This is a genomic window from Pseudomonas sp. FA-1 (assembly GCF_056856075.1).
Window position 1 is genome coordinate 97,043 of sequence record NZ_JBWXTH010000001.1, and the last position, 13,340, is coordinate 110,382.

Genomic DNA, 13,340 nt, shown 5'->3' on the forward strand with positions numbered 1-13,340 from the left:
TTACTCCCTGCTCAGCCCATGCGTGCCCGCCGCCGGTACTGCTCCGGCGTGCAATGGGCCTGGCGCTGGAACATGGCGATGAACGCCGACGCGGTGCTGTAGCCGAGGTCGAATGCGATGGCCTGGATCGGCAGGCCCGCCTCCAGCGCCTCGATCGCACGCAAAAAACGCAGGCGCAGGCGCCACTCGCCGAAGCTGATACCCAGCTCGCGGAGAAACTGGCGCGCCAGGGTCCGTTCGCTGACGAACACCTGGCTGGCCCAGTCGGCCAGCGGGCGGTTGTCCCCGGGCTCGGCATGCAAGGCGTCGAGCACCTGGCGCAGGCCCTCGCTGCGGGCGAAGGGCAAGTAGCAGCGTTGGGTCGGCGCCAGGTGCAACTGGTCGAGCAGCACCTGGACCAGGCGCAGATCACGTTCGTCCTGCGCGACCTTGAGGTCGCGCTGGGCGAAGTCGCCGAGGATGGCCTTGAGGATGTCGCTGATGACCAGGCTGCAAGGGCTTGCCGGCAAGCCTTGGCACACGTCCCGGTCGAGATAGACCGAGCGATAGACGATGGCCTGGGGGTTATAGCAGCCATGCTCGGTGCCCGGCGGGACCCACACGGCGTAATGCGGCGGCGAGACGAAGCGCTGCCCCTCGACATCCAGGTGCATGACGCCGTGGGCAGCGTAATTGAGCTGCCCCCAGGGATGACGGTGCGGGGCGCTGTGGGTGTCGGCGCCGAACTCATCGTAGCGGAAGTACACCGGGGCCGGGAGGTGGTCGAAGGTTGGGATGTCGAGGTATTTGCGGGCCATGTTGGCTGCTTCGTGGGGTGGATTGTCCGTTTGCAAGTATAGGCATATGGACGGACAAGAGATAATGGCTGCCAGTCGGGGTCGCTGCGCGACCCTTTCGCGGCACAAGACCGCTCCTACAAGAGATTCACTGCTGCATGAATTACCTGTTCCCCCTGCTGGCGATCCTTATCTGGGCCGGCAATACCGTAGTCACCAAGATGTCCGCAGGCGCTATCCACCCTGCGGAAATCGGCTTCTACCGCTGGTTGCTGGCAGGCCTGCTGTTCACCCCATTCCTGTTGCCGCAGGTCTGGCGCAACCGTGCGGCCATCGCTCCCCATCTGGGCAAGGTCTTCATCCTCGGCGTGCTGGGCATGGCCATGTACCAGAGCCTGGCCTACTTCGCCGCCGGCATCACCAGTGCCACCAACATGGGCATCATCCTCTCGCTGATGCCGCTGATGTCCCTGGCCCTGGCCATCGCCTGGCTCGGCCAGCGGCTGACCTTCGGTGCGCTGTTCGGCGCCCTGGTGTCGTTCGTCGGCGTACTGGAAGTGGTCTCGGCAGGCCAGCCTGCGGCGCTGCTGCAGCAAGGCCTGAACGGCGGCGACCTGATGATGCTGGTGGCCACCTTCGCTTATGCGCTGTACAGCTTCCTGCTGAAGAAATGGCAACTGCGCGTACCCGCGATGCAGCTGCTGTACTTGCAGGTGCTGGTGGCGATCATCGTGCTGCTGCCGCTGTTCGTGCTGTCGCCGAAGATCGGCCTGAACGCGCATAACATTAGCCTGGTGCTGTATGCCTGTATCCTCGCCTCCATGGTCGCCCCCCGGGTATGGATGCAGGCCGTGCACCGCCTGGGCCCGAGCCGTACCACGCTGTTCTTCAACCTGCTGCCGGTGGTCACTGCGCTGATCGCCGCCGTGGTGCTGGACGAGCGCCTGGCCAGCTACCACTTGTACGGCGGCCTGCTGACTCTGCTGGGCGTGCTCCTTGCCGAGCGCTGGACCACGCCGCTGCGCAAGGTCGCTACAGCCCCGCAGCCTTGAGTCTTGCGGCATGCTCAGTGAACAAGCGCACCGGGTCGGCGCCCTTGCCCACGGCGCCGAGGGACTGGTTGACGATGTCCAGGTGGTCCAACGGGTAGTCGTCGCCGATCACCTGGCCCAGGTGCGAGCTGTAGCGCCCAACCATGCCGTCGCACTGGCCCCGTTCGCGCACGAAGGTACGCGCGAACAGCCGGCAGAAACGGTTGCTGCCATCGAAGCGGTTGCGCCCCTGGTCGGTGCGCCCAGGCTGCAAGGTCCCGGACCAGGAGTAATAGCGCACCCCATCGACTTCGTAGGCACCTTCACCGCCCCAGGTCGTCGGCAGGCCCTGTGGATAGGCCTGGTTGAAGCGAGCGACCCCGGCGGTGGTGAAGGACTGGTGCGAAGCGTGCACATCGATGGGCAGCGGGTCACGGCGCCAGCCGGTCTCCAGCCATACCAGCAATACGGCCAGGGCATGCAAGGCCGCTTTGAGCAGTCGTCCCTTGGGTGAATCGGCCGGTGCCTTGCGCTCGAGGTAGTCGGCCAGCTCCGACCCCTGGTTGGGTCCGGCAACCGAGGTCACCGAGGCCACCCGGTCAGGGCGCTTGGCCGCGGCGTAGCGGGCGCTCAAGGCGCCCTGGCTATGGCCGATCAGGTTGACCCGCTCGGTGCCGGTACGCTGGCAGATATCCTCGATGATCGCCAGCAACTGTTCGCCGCGCAGTTCGCTGCAATGCAGCGGCGAGACCTGCACAGGGAACACCTGCGCACCGCCCCGGCGCAGCGCTGGCACGATACCGAACCAGTAGGGGTAGAGCAGCACCCGCACGAAACCGAGCATGCCCGGTACCAGCACCAGCGGGTAGCGCGTGGCCAGCGCCTGGTTCATGGCTCCCTCCCCTCTCCTGGGCGATGCGCCCAACACTACCGCGCAGGGTCTGGCCATCGCAATCGAACTCCTGGCGCACGGTGCGGTTCCAAACCAGAACAGACCCCTGAGCAAGGAGCGGGACCATGTACAAACAGACCCTGGCAATCCTTTTGACCAGCGCGGCCCTGGCCGGCTGCGGCAGCCACCCGGAAAACCCGGTGGACTACGTGACCTACCGCGACGAACCGCTGGTCAAGCAGGTGGAGAACGGCATGACCATGCAGAAGGTCATCGCCATCGGCGGCAGCCCTTCGAGCGCCACCGACCTGCCCAACGGCGGCACCTGCAACGACTACATCCTCAACCGTGACGGCCATCAGCAGCCGTACTACGTGCGCTTCGACGCCACCGGCCATGTCGACGCCAAGGGCTTCAAGACCTGCAAGCAACGAGAAGAGGACCGCGAGGCCGTCCCTGGCGCCTGAGCCCTCCCTGATTGACCGTGACCCACCTGATCCTTTCGGAGATGAACATGAACACGACTGAACTGACCGACGTGCGAACCCTGCGCGAGCGCGCACGGCACCATGTCGAGCAAGGCGCCGTGACCGAAGGCTACAGTGCCGACCGCGACACGATCCTGCGCCTGCTCAACGAGGCGCTGGCCACGGAGCTGGTGTGCAACTTGCGCTACAAGCGCCACTACTTCATGGCCAGCGGCATCAAGGCCAGTGTGGCAGCCGACGAGTTTCTCGAACATGCCGGGCAGGAAGCCGAGCATGCCGACAAGCTGGCCGAGCGCATCGTCCAGCTCGGTGGCGAGCCGGACTTCAACCCGGACAACCTGAGCAGCAATGCCCACGCCCAATACGTGGCGGGCAATTCCCTGAAAGAGATGGTGCTGGAGGACCTGGTGGCCGAGCGCATCGCCATCGACAGCTACCGCGAGATCATCCAGTACATCGGCGAGAAGGACCCCACCACCCGGCGCATTTTCGAAGAAATCCTGGCCCAGGAAGAAGAGCATGCCGACGATATGGCGGACCTGTTGAAGGGGCTCTAGGTTACCGGGCTGCAGCGCAGCCCGAAGGGCCGAGTGATTCACACAGGGGTCGCGAAGCGGCCCCTTACTTTTTGCTCTTCACCGCAGCCGGCGCCTTGCCCGCCTTCATCCGCTCGAGCAACGGCGTGCACTGGTTGGGCACATCTCCACTGGGCGCGATCAGCGCCAGCAGCCCCGCCGCCGGCCCGATCGCCACACCCAAGGCCACCATCCCCGCGCCACGCAGCGCCAGCGGTACCGCTTGCACCCCCGCGCGCGGGTTGGCGAAGGTGCCACGCACATAAAGCGGCGAACGCAGGGAGAACAGGCGTACCCCCTTGGACTCAGGCGTGATCTTCAGGTCCAGGTGCTCACTGGCGAAATTCGCTGTGCCGTTGACGTAGATGATCGCGTTCTCGGTGTCGAAGACGAACAATCGGGTGGTCGCCAGGCCATCCTTGATGCCGACATCGGCCGCCGCGCAGTTGATCTTCACTTCCTCGTCGCCGAACAACTTGCCCAGCACATAGTTGCCCACGTTGAGCCCGGCGATCTCCATCAGGCTGCGGCTGATGGCGCCATCATTGATCAACAGGCTCAGGTCACCATTGGAGGTGCCCAGCAAGGCCGCTACCGAATTGCCGCGCCCACTCAGGTCAGCATCGCCATTGAGCTCGCCGAAGCTGGTCTGCATCGGTGCGAAGGTCGGGAACAACTGCTTGAGCTTGAAGCCACGGGCCGACAACCGTGCCCTACCCTGCAGCGGCACGCTGCGGCCATCCAGGCGGATGTTCGAATTCAGGTTGCCGCCGGCCACGCCAAAGCGCAGGGGTTCCAGGCGCAGCACGCCATCCTCCAGCACCACATGGGCGGACAAATCCTTGAACGGCAGTTGCTCGCTGTGAACGATGCGCTTGCCGCTGAAGGTGACGTCAGCATCCATGGCCCGCCAGCGCTCGGTACGAAACTCCTCCACCGGCAGCACCTTGCCTGCTGGCTGCTTGCTCGCCCCGCCACGAGCCTTCTGCTCGGCGTTGGAGTCGGCACCGATCAGCGGTGCCAGGTCCTTGAACAGCAGCTGATTGGACACCAGCGTGCCGGAGAGCCTGGGCCGCGGCTTGCTGGCGACGAAGGCAAGGTCACCATGGATGTCGCTGTCGCCGATCTTGCCGTTGAAACCTTCATAGCGGAATCGCGCCCCCTCAGGCTCGTGCAGGTTGGCGATCAGGTGGCCATCGGTGGCATAAGCCGGGGTGTCGGGCAGGGTCACGCCGGTCAGCGGGTAGAGATTGCCCAGGCTGCTGCCGGACAAGCGCAGGCGCAGGTCGAGCGCGCCGAGGTTGCGCGGGTCGGTCAGGGTGCCGGCGAGCGCCACCCGGGTATCGCCGATGCGTGCATCGGCCTGCAGCGGGAATGGCTGGCTGGCATCCTGCAAGGCCAGCAGGCCGCCGATCTTGCCAGTGCCGGACACGGCCTGACCCTTGTAGGTACCCTGCGCCTTCAGGCCGAAGGCGTAGTCCTGGGCACCACCGGCTTTCTCGGCACTGGCCTTGCCGACGATTTCGCTGAAGGGGATCGGCTTGCCCAAGGGGTCGATCTGCACGCTCATGCGGGTCTTGAGGGTCTGGTCGTCGAAACGCACGTTGCCTTGGTCGAAGCCGATGGCGCCGATGTCCAATACCCACTTGGACGGCTCGGCATTTTCATCCTTGGGCCCGAAGTCGAAGGTCCAGTTGGCACGGCCGTCGGCCAGCCGAGTGAGGCTTGCGGTCGGCTTGGTGAGGTCGATGCGCGGGATGACGATCTGCTGGAATACCAGCGGCAACGGCGCCAGGCGGAAGGCCACGCGCTCCAGGCCGACCATGCGTGGCTCCTCGAGCCAGTCGGGGTTGCCCAGGGTGAGGTCTTCGGCGATGAAGTGCGGCCAGGGCACCCAGGCCCGCCAGCCGCCCTCCTCGGGTTCGCGGCGCCACTGCACGGCGAGGTTGCCGTTGATCGCGAATGGCCGGTGCAGGGCTTCGGACACCTTCTCGTTGAGCAGCGGCTTGACGCGGTTCCAGTCGAATGTAGCGATCACCACCACCAGTATCGCCAGCAGGGTCAACAGGCTGGTGAAGATCCAGGCGAGGATTCGGACGGGACGCGTCATTGCGTGATTCTCCTGACTGCATGGCACGAAGCGGGTGCGAACTTAGTATGTCGGACTGACGAAAACCCGCTGGGTTTTATCAATGGCGATGATAACGGAGATTTTCCTGGCGCCTTTCTCAGCTTTTGGTCGGCCGTCACCGGCCCTGCATCAGGCGCACACAATCTCTCGAGGCGCTGAAATGGCCGGGTCAGAGCCTTCGCCCGCTGTATCAATGCCGTCGATTGTTACCATTATCCGTATGAACTTCTCTCTGGAGTTACCAAGCGTAGCATTGGCCTCGTACCCACTTTCCAGCCCCCCAGAGGAGCACCGAGATCATGAAACGCCACCTGCTGCTGAGCCTTGCCCTGTCTGCCCTTGCCGTCAACGCCTTCGCCCTGCCGGCCGAGGAACAACACCTGAACGCCGAGTCGCGCTCCAGCGCCGCCACTGTTTCGCAACCGCTGAACACCCTGGCAGAAGGTGGCTCCGATCGCCTGATCGAGCGTAACAACCGCGTCGCCGAGGGTGGTTCCGATCGCCTGATCGAACGTAACAACCGCGTCGCCGAGGGTGGTTCCGATCGCCTGATCGAACGTAACAACCGCGTCGCCGAAGGCGGTTCCGATCGCCTGATCGAACGTAACAACCGCGTCGCCGAAGGCGGCTCCGATCGCTTGATCGAACGTAACAACCGCGTCGCCGAAGGCGGCTCCGATCGCCTGATCGAGCGTAACAACCGCGTCGCCGAAGGCGGCTCCGATCGCCTGATCGAGCGTAACAACCGTGTTGCCGAGGGTGGTTCCGATCGCCTGGTCGAACTCAGCCGCATGGGCTGATCGCCATGGCCAAGAACAACAACCCTCCCTGCACTGGCTGTTCCCCTCCAAGCCCGGTCCATTGACCGGGCTTCGTTTTTTTATCTAGAGTGCCCAGCCGTACAGCCACAGAATCCGCCCCATGCTGCCGCGCGCCGAACAAAAGCTACAGACCCGCCAGGCCCTACTGGATGCCGCCTGCCAGCTCATGGAGAGCGGCCGGGGTTTCGGCAGCATCAGCCTGCGCGAGGTGGCCAGGGCCGCCGGCATCGTCCCCACGGGCTTCTACCGCCACTTCCCGGACATGGACGCGTTGGGCCTGGCCCTGGTCGCCGAAGTCGATGCCACCTTCCGCCAGACCATCCGCCTCGTGCGGCACAACGAATTCGAGCTCGGAGGCATCACCGACGCCTCGGTGCGCATCTTCCTCGACGTGGTCGCCGCGCACCGCGCCCAGTTCCTGTTCCTGGCCCGCGAGCAGTACGGCGGCTCCCAGGCCGTGCGCCAGGCCATCGCCCGCCTGCGCCAGGATATCAGCGATGACCTGGCCACCGACCTTGCCCGTATGGCGCGCTGGCAGCACCTGGACAACGCGGCCCTGGCGGTCATGGCCGACCTGGTGGTCAAGACCGTATTCGCCACCTTGCCGGAGCTGATCGACTGCCCGGATCCCGACAACCCCCAGGCCCTGACGCCACAGGAAAAGATCACCCAGCAACTGCGCTTCATCTTCGTCGGCGCTCGGCACTGGCAAGGGCTCGGCAATCCGGGCTGATCCTGCTCTCCGTCGACAGCCCGCACTGGTGAACGTGAAGGCGAAAGCAACCCACAACCCCGTTCTGCTACCATGGCGCACTGCCCGATAGCGACGAGCGCCTTCATGCCCAACCCCCGCCTCCCTTTCCCCGAACTGGCCCGCTTCAACCAGCATTTCGCCGAACGTATCGTGCCGTTGTGGCAAGGCCCGGGCTGGAACGCCGAATTGGCTCTGCCCTTCGAGGCGCTCGACGGCACGCACCGGCCCATGCCGGTCCAACGCTACCGAGCCATGGCCTGCGCCCGTCAGCTGTACCTGTTCAGCAGCCGGATCGAGCAACCGGGCGCGGCCGAACGGGCTGCGGCGTTGTTCCGCTCGCTGCAACGTCACTTCCACGATGCCGAACACGGCGGCTGGTTCTACAGCATCGATGCCGAAGGCCAGCCATTGGACCGGCGCAAGGACCTCTATACCCATGCCTTCATCGTCTTCGCTTGCGCCCATTACTGGGGCAAGGTGCGCGAGGGTCTGGTGGAGTCCGCGCTCAATGCCGCCCTGGATATCGTCGCCGAGCGTTTCGCTCGGGATGACGGGCTGTATGAGGCCAGCCTGGACGAAGACTGGTCGGACCTGGGCAGCGGCCCGTTGCAGAACCCACAGATGCACCTGGCCGAGGCCTTCCTGCAAACGCTGGCGGTACGCAGCGATGACGCTACCCGCCAGGCCCTGCTGAACCTGTGCGAGGCCCTGCAAGCCCACTTCATCGACCCGGCCCACGGCCTGATGCTGGAAAAGCCCCGTGGGGCTGTGGATAACTGGTTCGAACCGGGCCACCAGTTCGAATGGTTCTACTTGCTCGACACCTCGCCGCTGTTGCGCGGCACCCCGTTGCATGCGTCCATCGATCGTGCGTTCACCTATGCCGAACAGTCCGGCGTGAAGGATTCGGCGGTGCTAGCCATGCTGGATGTGGACGGCAAGGTGATCGACCCCACCCAACGCATCTGGGCCCAGGCCGAATACCTGCGGGCGCTGGCATTGCGGCCGGGAAGCGAGACAACGTTGCTGGCGCAGCTGCACGCGCTACAGGGGCGATTCCTGCATCCTGGGGGTTGGTATGAATGCCGCGATGGCCAAGGCGAGGTCAGCCGGCACGACATGCCGTCCACCACGCCCTATCACTTGGCGACCTGTCTGGAAGGCCTGAAGAGTGCCTGTGCAGACATCACTTCCCTCTGCTGACCAGCAATCACACGGTTCACCCTTGTTCTTCCATCTGGGAGGAACAATGACGATGAACGACAACGATTTTGCAGCATTCGTAGAAGAGCAGATCAACAGGGCCGCACAGAAGATCATCGACAGCAGCAGCCAGCGCTACGATGAACACGCCCACGGGAAACTTAGCTATCTGCTGAGCTTGCGGCGCATCATAAACAAGCAAGCCAGCGCCGAGGATCTCGGCCGACAGGACGCGATCAACGATGTGCTCCAGGCCCTGGGCATCGTCGAGCCCAACCAAACCTATCTGTCTCTGATCAAATAAGGGGTCGAAGGCACTACGCGAACCGGCCAAGGCCGGTTCGCATCCGTTCAGCCTTGGCTCGAGCGGTGGACCGAGAACCCTGCCCAGTCCTGGCTCACCGGCATCAGCTCGAGGCTGTTGATATTGATGTGCGCTGGCTGGTTGAGAATCCAGAAGATGGTCTCGGCGATGTCCTGCGGCTGGATCGGCTCGGCGCCTGCATAAGTGGCATCGTAGCGCGCTTGGTCCCCGCCGAAGCGCACCAGCGAGAACTCGCTTTCACACAGACCCGGCTCGATATTACTGACGCGCACGCCCGTGCCGCGAAGGTCGCAGCGCAGGCTCAGGGAAAACTGCCCGACGAAGGCCTTGGTGCCGCCATACACATGGCTGCCCGGGTAGGGATAGTTACCTGCCACCGAGCCCACGTTGAGGATACTCGCGCCACGGCCATGGGCGATCAGGCGTGGCAGCAGCAGCCGGGTGGTGTACATCAGCCCCTTGATGTTGGTGTCGACCATGGTTTCCCAGTCGTCCAGGTCGCAGTCCTGCGCAGGCGAAGCGCCCAGGGCCAGACCTGCGTTGTTGACCAGGCCCTGGAGCTTGTCGAACGCCGGCGGCAGATTGGCAATCGCCTGTTCCATGGCCTTGCGGTCACGCACATCGAGCACCAGGCCATGGACTTCGGTCTGGCTCGACAGCTCGGCGCACAGGGCATCCAGGCGCTCCTTGCGCCGACCGGTGAGCACGAGCTTCCAACCGGCCTTTGCGAAACGTCGGGCGGTGGCTTCACCGAACCCGGAAGTGGCGCCGGTAATGAATACGGTGGACGTCATGCTGATCTCCTTTCAGGTGGATAAGTTGGTAGGCAGGCTTGCAGCATGCCCGCCGGCTCGGTTGCCAGCAAGCCAATCCAACTGCTGATCAAGAAATAGCCAGATATCTGAAATCCTTGCGGCAGAGGCCTCGGGCCCGCCTATGCTCATGTTATCCACAAAGCTTTCCCCACGGATTGGGGGCAACTTGTCCATCCTGCGGAACTCTTTTCTCCCGACAGGCTCTCGAAAACCCTCTGCCGTGATGGCCCAAGGCTTTCAGCGACGCCGTCTGCAGCCGTCTGTCCAAGGCTTTTGCACAGAGTTATCCACAAACCTTTCCAGGCGTCTGCATGCCTTCCCCAGGTCTATGAAACCAACGGAAAATCATCCCTGAAATGCTTTTGGTCAAAAAATATACAGAACGCTGCAAGCCTTGAAAACAAAGGCTTTGCGGCACATGCCACCATGTTTTCCACAGCCGGTTCCACACGATCCGTGGACAAAGCGAAGCCTGTGGAAACAACGACTTGCGAAGCGGTTTTGCGGGGTTTTCTGCGAGCTGTGCGACAAGTTGTCCACATAACGTTTAAGGCGCACGATCGCCGGCAAGCCGGCTCCCACAGGGAAGAACAGCGCCAAACCTGTGGGAGCCGGCTTGCCGGCGATTGAACGATAAGGTCAATGCCCGCCCAGGTAGGCGTTACGCACTTCCTCGTTGGCCAGCAGCTCCTTACCCGTCCCGCTCATGCGGATCTGCCCGTTGACCATTACATAGGCCCGGTCGGAAAGCTTCAACGCATGGTTGGCGTTCTGCTCCACCAGGAAGATGGTCATCCCGCTCTGGGCCAGTTCGCGCAAGGTCGAGAAGATCTGCTTGACCACGATCGGCGCCAGCCCCAGCGATGGCTCGTCGAGCAGCAACAGCTTGGGCCGGCTCATCAACGCCCGGGCGATGGCGAGCATTTGCTGCTCGCCGCCGGACATGGTCATCGCCCGCTGGTTACGGCGTTCCTTCAACCGAGGGAACAGCTCATACATGCGTTGCATGTCCGCATCGGCATGCTTGTCGCCGATGGGGATGGTCCCCATCATCAGGTTCTCCTCGACGGTCATGTCTGGAAATACCCGGCGCCCTTCCGGCGACTGGGCGATGCCGTTGGAGGCGATGTAGTGCGACGACTTGCGAGTGATATCGGTACCGCGATACACGATATGCCCAGAGGCCGCCCGCGGTTGGCCGAAGATCGACATCAGCAGGGTCGACTTGCCAGCGCCGTTGGCTCCGATCAGGCTCACCGTCTCGCCTTCGTTGATGTGCATGCTGACTTTCTTCAGCGCCTGGATCGGCCCGTAGAACACGTCCAGATCCTTGAGCTCGAGAATGGGTGCGCTCATACCAGTTCCTCTTCGTCGGCACCCAGGTAGGCGGCGATCACCGTCGGGTTGTTACGGATGTCCTGCGGGGCGCCTTCAGCGATCACGTTGCCATGGTCGAGCACCACGATATGGTCGGAAATGCTCATGACCATGCCCATGTCGTGTTCGATCAGCACCACGGTGATGTCGTGCTCGTCGCGCAACACCCGGATCATGCGACTCAGCGCCTCGGTTTCCTGGGGGTTGAGGCCGGCGGCCGGTTCGTCCAGGCAGATGATCTTCGGCCGGGTGCACATGGCCCGGGCGATTTCCAGGCGGCGCTGCTGGCCGTAGGACAACTCGCCCGCCAGGCGGTTGGCGCAGTCGACCAGGTCGACCACCTCCAGCCAGTAGAACGCATGGTCCAGGGCATCGCTCTCGGCCTTGCGGTAGGCTTTGGTATTGAGCACGCCCGCCAGCAGGTTGCGGTTGACCCACATGTGCTGGGCCACCAGCAGGTTTTCCACCACCGACATTTCCTTGAACAACCGGATGTTCTGGAACGTGCGGGCCAGGCCGGCGCGGTTGACCAGGTGGGTACCGCCGAACATCTTGTAGTACATACGGTTGGCAAAACGCGCCGGCGACACGAAGTCGCCTGGCTGGAAGCGCTCGCCCAGCAGCTGGATGACGTTGGTCTTGCCGCCGCGCACGTTCAGCTCGATGCGCCCGCCACTGGCCTTGTAGAACCCGGTGAGGCAGTTGAACACGGTGGTCTTGCCGGCACCGTTGGGGCCGATCAGGGCGAAGATCTGGTTGCGCCGGACCTTAAGGCTGACATCGCTGAGCGCCTTGATGCCACCGAACTGCATCATCAGGTTGTCGACCGAGAGAATGATATCGTCGCTCATGGCGCCACTCCTTTACGCGGAACTACACCGGCGCGGCTGATACGGATCAACCCGCGAGGTCGCCAGATCATCATCAACACCATCAGCACGCCGAACAGCAGCACCCGGTATTCCGAGAAGCTGCGCAGCAGTTCTGGTGCCACGGTCAGCACGAACGCTGCGATCACCACGCCCACGGTGGAACCCATGCCACCGAGCACCACGATGGCCAGGATCAGCGCCGACTCGAAGAAGGTAAACGAGGATGGGTTGACGAAGCCCTGGTAGGTGGCGAAGAACACCCCTGCAAGCCCTGCGGTAGAGGCGCCGATGGTGAAGGCCGAGAGTTTGACCAGCACATGGTTCAAGCCCATGGAACGGCAGGCGATCTCGTCTTCGCGCAAGGCTTCCCAGGCACGGCCGACCGGCATGCGGGTCAGGCGGTGCTTGATGTACAGCACCGCCAGCACGACGATGAACAGCACTGCATAGATGAACACGAACTTGAGGTTGGCGTTGTAATCGAAGCCGAAGAATTCATGGATCGGCACGCCGCCGTCCTTGGCCCGACGGCCGAACTCAAGGCCCATGAAGGTCGGCGCCGGTGCCGGCATGCCGTTCGGGCCGCCGGTGAACGACAGCCAGTTGTTCAACACCAGGCGGATGATCTCGCCAAAGCCCAGGGTCACGATCGCCAGGTAGTCCCCGTGCATGCGCAGCACCGGGAACCCGAGTATGCACCCGGCCAGCGCCGCGGCGATCGCCGCCAGCGGCAGCACGCTCCAGAAGCCCAGGCCCAGGTACTGGTAGCCCAGGGCCAGGCCGTAGGCGCCGATGGCGTAGAACGCCACGTAGCCCAGGTCGAGCAGGCCGGCCAGGCCCACCACGATGTTCAGGCCCAGGCCCAGCAGCACATAGATCAGGCCGAGGATGACCACCGTGAGCAGGTACTTGTTGGCGAAGATCGGGAAGACGATGGCGATGACGATCAGCGCCGGGATGATGTAGCGCAGCCGCGACTTGTAGTCCGGCGCCAGCACATGTACCCCCGAGCCGCCGCTTTCGAAGCCCTGGAGCATGCGTTGCCCCGTCGGGGACTGAAGGAACAGGCTGAGGATGAAGCGCCCGATCATCACGCCACCGACCAGCCAGGCCACACGACGAGGCTCGGCATTGAAGCTGTAGCCATCGAGCACCACGCCGACCACGGGGCCGAACACGATCAGGGCGAGCAAGCCGGCGACGATGGTCTCCAGCAGGCTGCGCTTGATGTCGAAACCGGAAGAAACAGTATTGGGCGAAACAGGATTGGCAGCAGACAT

At 63.6% G+C, this 13,340-nt stretch carries 14 protein-coding genes; 7 read left to right on the forward strand and 7 right to left on the reverse strand.

The window, feature by feature from the left end; translation table 11 throughout:
* Positions 1–11 precede the first annotated feature (11 nt).
* Positions 12–797 (reverse strand): AraC family transcriptional regulator, encoded by a 786-nt coding sequence (locus AC1MHZ_RS00445; protein ID WP_324818518.1) that lies wholly within the window; start codon positions 795–797, stop codon positions 12–14.
* A 137-nt stretch (positions 798–934) separates the two neighbouring features.
* On the opposite strand from AC1MHZ_RS00445, the gene AC1MHZ_RS00450 reads away from it, so the two are divergent.
* Complete coding sequence (locus tag AC1MHZ_RS00450) at positions 935–1,828, forward strand: DMT family transporter (RefSeq protein ID WP_482965921.1); 894 nt, start codon at positions 935–937, stop codon at positions 1,826–1,828.
* On the opposite strand, the gene AC1MHZ_RS00455 is transcribed toward AC1MHZ_RS00450, so the two are convergent.
* Positions 1,809–2,699 carry an esterase/lipase family protein gene (locus AC1MHZ_RS00455; RefSeq protein ID WP_084854260.1) on the reverse strand — a complete coding sequence of 297 codons (891 nt, stop codon included), beginning with the start codon at positions 2,697–2,699 and terminating at the stop codon, positions 1,809–1,811. The two genes, AC1MHZ_RS00450 and AC1MHZ_RS00455, sit on opposite strands and share 20 nt — an antisense overlap.
* Positions 2,700–2,824: 125 nt before the next feature.
* Here AC1MHZ_RS00455 and osmE point away from each other — a divergent pair, with 125 nt between their 5' ends.
* Together osmE and AC1MHZ_RS00465 are read left to right on the forward strand one after the other, a co-directional pair.
* Positions 2,825–3,166 carry an osmotically-inducible lipoprotein OsmE gene (osmE, locus tag AC1MHZ_RS00460; RefSeq protein ID WP_084854257.1) on the forward strand — a complete coding sequence of 114 codons (342 nt, stop codon included), beginning with the start codon at positions 2,825–2,827 and terminating at the stop codon, positions 3,164–3,166.
* Between the two features lie 47 nt (positions 3,167–3,213).
* The gene (locus tag AC1MHZ_RS00465; RefSeq protein ID WP_084854306.1) at positions 3,214–3,744 is read left to right on the forward strand and encodes a ferritin-like domain-containing protein; all 531 of its coding nucleotides are present in this window, start codon (positions 3,214–3,216) and stop codon (positions 3,742–3,744) included.
* 64 nt (positions 3,745–3,808) lie between these two features.
* On the opposite strand, the gene AC1MHZ_RS00470 is transcribed toward AC1MHZ_RS00465, so the two are convergent.
* Complete coding sequence (locus AC1MHZ_RS00470; RefSeq protein ID WP_084854255.1) at positions 3,809–5,872, reverse strand: AsmA family protein; 2,064 nt, start codon at positions 5,870–5,872, stop codon at positions 3,809–3,811.
* Between the two features lie 320 nt (positions 5,873–6,192).
* Between AC1MHZ_RS00470 and AC1MHZ_RS00475 the strand changes: the two genes are divergently transcribed.
* From AC1MHZ_RS00475 to AC1MHZ_RS00490, 4 genes are all read left to right on the forward strand, one after another.
* Positions 6,193–6,693 (forward strand): phage infection protein, encoded by a 501-nt coding sequence (locus AC1MHZ_RS00475; RefSeq protein ID WP_482965922.1) that lies wholly within the window; start codon positions 6,193–6,195, stop codon positions 6,691–6,693.
* 121 nt (positions 6,694–6,814) lie between these two features.
* On the forward strand, positions 6,815–7,447 hold the full coding sequence (locus AC1MHZ_RS00480; protein ID WP_084854253.1) for a TetR family transcriptional regulator: 633 nt from the start codon (positions 6,815–6,817) through the stop codon (positions 7,445–7,447).
* 105 nt (positions 7,448–7,552) lie between these two features.
* Entirely contained in the window at positions 7,553–8,671 is a 1,119-nt protein-coding gene (locus AC1MHZ_RS00485) for an AGE family epimerase/isomerase (RefSeq protein WP_084854251.1), read from the forward strand.
* Positions 8,672–8,723: 52 nt separating this feature from the next.
* A complete protein-coding gene (locus tag AC1MHZ_RS00490; protein WP_084854249.1) occupies positions 8,724–8,975 on the forward strand; it encodes a hypothetical protein in 252 nt (83 codons plus the stop codon).
* 47 nt (positions 8,976–9,022) lie between these two features.
* Here the strand turns inward: AC1MHZ_RS00490 and AC1MHZ_RS00495 are convergent, their stop codons facing one another.
* The 4 genes from AC1MHZ_RS00495 to livM all read right to left on the reverse strand — a co-directional run bounded on the left by AC1MHZ_RS00495 (position 9,023) and on the right by livM (position 13,340).
* The gene (locus AC1MHZ_RS00495; protein ID WP_482965923.1) at positions 9,023–9,790 is read right to left on the reverse strand and encodes an SDR family oxidoreductase; all 768 of its coding nucleotides are present in this window, start codon (positions 9,788–9,790) and stop codon (positions 9,023–9,025) included.
* A 660-nt stretch (positions 9,791–10,450) separates the two neighbouring features.
* Positions 10,451–11,167: an ABC transporter ATP-binding protein gene (locus AC1MHZ_RS00500; RefSeq protein ID WP_084854241.1), complete on the reverse strand. Its 717-nt coding sequence runs from the start codon at positions 11,165–11,167 to the stop codon at positions 10,451–10,453.
* Positions 11,164–12,039 (reverse strand): ATP-binding cassette domain-containing protein, encoded by an 876-nt coding sequence (locus tag AC1MHZ_RS00505; RefSeq protein WP_084854238.1) that lies wholly within the window; start codon positions 12,037–12,039, stop codon positions 11,164–11,166. The genes AC1MHZ_RS00500 and AC1MHZ_RS00505 overlap by 4 nt, the downstream gene beginning before the upstream one ends.
* Positions 12,036–13,340, reverse strand: a complete 1,305-nt coding sequence (gene livM, locus AC1MHZ_RS00510; protein ID WP_324817887.1) for a high-affinity branched-chain amino acid ABC transporter permease LivM — start codon at positions 13,338–13,340, stop codon at positions 12,036–12,038. Before livM ends, AC1MHZ_RS00505 begins: the two co-directional genes overlap by 4 nt.

What these genes read in the sequence shown, in the direction of transcription:
- AC1MHZ_RS00485 (WP_084854251.1), top strand. Translation starts at nt 7,553, where the DNA reads ATGCCCAACCCCCGCCTCCCTTTCCCCGAACTGGCCCGCTTCAACCAG.
- AC1MHZ_RS00500 (WP_084854241.1), bottom strand. Translation starts at nt 11,167, where the DNA reads ATGAGCGCACCCATTCTCGAGCTCAAGGATCTGGACGTGTTCTACGGG.
- AC1MHZ_RS00505 (WP_084854238.1), bottom strand. Translation starts at nt 12,039, where the DNA reads ATGAGCGACGATATCATTCTCTCGGTCGACAACCTGATGATGCAGTTC.
- AC1MHZ_RS00450 (WP_482965921.1), top strand. Translation starts at nt 935, where the DNA reads ATGAATTACCTGTTCCCCCTGCTGGCGATCCTTATCTGGGCCGGCAAT.
- AC1MHZ_RS00455 (WP_084854260.1), bottom strand. Translation starts at nt 2,699, where the DNA reads ATGAACCAGGCGCTGGCCACGCGCTACCCGCTGGTGCTGGTACCGGGC.
- AC1MHZ_RS00495 (WP_482965923.1), bottom strand. Translation starts at nt 9,790, where the DNA reads ATGACGTCCACCGTATTCATTACCGGCGCCACTTCCGGGTTCGGTGAA.
- AC1MHZ_RS00490 (WP_084854249.1), top strand. Translation starts at nt 8,724, where the DNA reads ATGAACGACAACGATTTTGCAGCATTCGTAGAAGAGCAGATCAACAGG.
- AC1MHZ_RS00470 (WP_084854255.1), bottom strand. Translation starts at nt 5,872, where the DNA reads ATGACGCGTCCCGTCCGAATCCTCGCCTGGATCTTCACCAGCCTGTTG.
- AC1MHZ_RS00480 (WP_084854253.1), top strand. Translation starts at nt 6,815, where the DNA reads ATGCTGCCGCGCGCCGAACAAAAGCTACAGACCCGCCAGGCCCTACTG.
- AC1MHZ_RS00465 (WP_084854306.1), top strand. Translation starts at nt 3,214, where the DNA reads ATGAACACGACTGAACTGACCGACGTGCGAACCCTGCGCGAGCGCGCA.
- osmE (WP_084854257.1), top strand. Translation starts at nt 2,825, where the DNA reads ATGTACAAACAGACCCTGGCAATCCTTTTGACCAGCGCGGCCCTGGCC.
- AC1MHZ_RS00475 (WP_482965922.1), top strand. Translation starts at nt 6,193, where the DNA reads ATGAAACGCCACCTGCTGCTGAGCCTTGCCCTGTCTGCCCTTGCCGTC.
- AC1MHZ_RS00445 (WP_324818518.1), bottom strand. Translation starts at nt 797, where the DNA reads ATGGCCCGCAAATACCTCGACATCCCAACCTTCGACCACCTCCCGGCC.
- livM (WP_324817887.1), bottom strand. Translation starts at nt 13,340, where the DNA reads ATGTCTGCTGCCAATCCTGTTTCGCCCAATACTGTTTCTTCCGGTTTC.